3 protein-coding genes are annotated in these 2,002 nt (G+C 35.7%); 1 reads left to right on the top strand and 2 read right to left on the bottom strand.

Annotation, left to right across the window (positions count from 1 at the left end; all coding sequences use genetic code 11):
- Nucleotides 1-180: 180 nt before the first annotated feature.
- Nucleotides 181-366: a phage integrase N-terminal SAM-like domain-containing protein gene (locus A3SI_RS18580; RefSeq protein ID WP_162098486.1), complete on the bottom strand. Its 186-nt coding sequence runs from the start codon at nucleotides 364-366 to the stop codon at nucleotides 181-183.
- A gap of 761 nt (nucleotides 367-1,127) precedes the next feature.
- Between A3SI_RS18580 and A3SI_RS19210 the strand changes: the two genes are divergently transcribed.
- Entirely contained in the window at nucleotides 1,128-1,454 is a 327-nt protein-coding gene (locus A3SI_RS19210; RefSeq protein WP_156810371.1) for a hypothetical protein, read from the top strand.
- Between the two features lie 387 nt (nucleotides 1,455-1,841).
- On the opposite strand, the gene A3SI_RS23405 is transcribed toward A3SI_RS19210, so the two are convergent.
- Entirely contained in the window at nucleotides 1,842-1,979 is a 138-nt protein-coding gene (locus tag A3SI_RS23405; protein ID WP_394330392.1) for a hypothetical protein, read from the bottom strand.
- Nucleotides 1,980-2,002: the final 23 nt, after the last annotated feature.

The raw sequence follows: 2,002 nt of genomic DNA, 5'->3' as shown, positions 1-2,002 counted from the left end.
GGGGGAAAACCGGGGGGTTTAACCCCGTTTAAAGGGGGCCTTTTTGGTAAACCTTTTCCCGGGGGAAAAATTCCCGGGGGGGAAATTGGCCCTTTTCCAAAGGGGAACGGGGTTAAGGTAGGAAGCCAAAATGTGTTTAAAAAATAATGGGCTGTCAGCTCTGGCTGTCATCCTTATCATTTATGCCTTCCCACGCCATGTTCTTTTTTTGATGTAGTTGATGTAGGAGGCGATGTGATCCTGTGTGAGCTGTTCAGGATTGAGATGGTTGTAGTAGGCAAAAATATAGCGCATCTCGGCCATATAGTTGCGGATGGTCATGGGAGAATATGCCTTGGCCTCAAGGAAAGAAGCCAGCTTATTCAAATACCCCTGGGCGGAATCATTGAGGGCTACGGAGCCCAGCGTGTTTTTTTTGAGTTTTCATGATGAAAGATTTTGATATGACTAAAAATAAGCAGAATTTAGGTAAATCACTCACCCGTAGGGTGTCAGTTCAACATCACCTATACGCAAGTGTGGAATATTTGCTTTGTTTGAAATTAATTACTATATTTAAAGAGTAGTTATTCGAAGGGAATTTTTGTGCAAAAAAGCTACACCTGCGTATAGCTGCGAGACTTTAGTGGATATTGATGATGTGCTTGATTGAAAGTTTGCAGTTCTGAAATAAGAGCCAAAATGGAAAAAGCGACTCACTTTATGAGATCAGAAACTTAATGAGTAAATTAAAATCGAATTTGATGAACATTAGCGGGAATAGTCCCAAACCCTCTACTAAGAGGTTAACTGTAAAATTTTAAACAATCAAAACAAAATTATTAATTGTAATCGCTATTTTAACTCTTGGACTAGTTACTTCATGTCATGAAGAAAATGAGAGTTTAAGAACAGATTCTGAACTTATCCAATCCTTAAAGGCGGATATTGAATTTCAAGATTTCTTTAATGAAGCTAGGTCTACCCAACTTGTATTCACTGAAAGGCTAATTGATTTAAATTCTAGGGATAGACTGAAAAGTATTAAAAATTCCCATAGTCTTGATGAAATTTCTAGGTATCTAGATTTAGACAGTAATCTACTTCCAGAGTTTGACATTAAGTCACAGAATATCATTAATTATCTTTTGATAAATTATCAAGAGTTTAAAGTAAAAACAGAAGAAGAAATAAGAACAATAGTTCGAGCCTCAATTTCTACAGACTATCCTGCCTATGATTTAGCTCTAAGAAATTTACAAAATGCTAGAGTTATGGATGCTTGTGATGACAAATTTGAGGCTGACTTTCACAGAATTCATGCAGAATATGATGCTGGGGTAGAAGCATGCTTAGTTGTTTTCCTAGCGACTTATGGATTGGGATTTGTACCTTGTAATGCAACTAACATTTACAATACAGCAATGAAACTGGCAACAGCAATGGATGAACATTCAGCGTGCAAAAATCAATAGTATGGAACTAATAAATTATATTGGAATATTATGCGTCATTTTATTTATACTGAATGACATATTGAAGAATAAGAAGCTTTTAAGCAATAGGAAGATGCTTTTGCTAGCTATTTTGAATGCAATTTATTTAATAATTGTTGCCTTTGTCCTTTTAGCCAACTACTCTGATTTAATGAACTATTGGTGGCTATTAATAGTAGGTGGTTTACCAAGTTTTTATTACCAATATTTGAGAATCAAAAATAGTGATGATCCATTGGTAATTCAACTTATTAAATTGAGTGTGATTTTTATAATGATGATAATCATATACATTAAAGTTTAACAGACCACTAATTTTATAATATTATGAACATAAGTATCCGTTCGACGAACTACGTATTGGATTTATAATTGGCCTCTGTACTTGGCCCAGTTAGAAGGCAGTAGCTTGAAGAGGTCCTTATGCTTGATTCCCTGTACGCGATCAAAAATATCACTTAGCCACTCTCTTTCATCACAACCATTTCGCTTACAACTTGCCATAAAGGAGTACATGGCAGCAGTCA

It is taken from the genome of Nitritalea halalkaliphila LW7 (genome assembly GCF_000265075.1).
Taxonomy (GTDB): domain Bacteria; phylum Bacteroidota; class Bacteroidia; order Cytophagales; family Cyclobacteriaceae; genus Nitritalea; species Nitritalea halalkaliphila.
Note: the sequence above shows the minus strand (reverse complement) of the source record. Positions and strands in the feature narration are given on the sequence as shown.